Genomic DNA, 252 nt, shown 5'->3' with positions numbered 1-252 from the left:
GCCTATCCGACCAGCGTGAACTACTGCCCCGCGGGCCTGCAGCCTGTCACCATCGCGGGGGTCATCTGCTGCGGCGTGCCGAACCAGTCGGTGACCTATCAGCAGGTCATGGCCCATCCGGCGCCGGTGCGTAAGCAGGTGAAAAAGCGGCACTACCGCGCGCCCGCGCCCAAGGCGAACTGCCCCATCGGGACAAAGGGCTGCACCTTCGATTGAGGGCGGCGCGCTGGCCTGCCGAAACACGCAGGGGCC

1 protein-coding gene is annotated in these 252 nt (G+C 68.3%); it reads left to right on the top strand.

Annotated elements, in window-relative coordinates; genetic code table 11:
- A partial coding sequence (locus A3764_RS01445; RefSeq protein ID WP_067951072.1) for a hypothetical protein occupies positions 1–216 on the top strand: 216 nt, incomplete at its 5' end.
- Positions 217–252: the final 36 nt, after the last annotated feature.

The sequence above is a fragment of the Sulfitobacter sp. HI0129 genome, from assembly GCF_001635395.1.
Lineage (GTDB): Bacteria > Pseudomonadota > Alphaproteobacteria > Rhodobacterales > Rhodobacteraceae > Sulfitobacter.
Note: the sequence above shows the minus strand (reverse complement) of the source record. Positions and strands in the feature narration are given on the sequence as shown.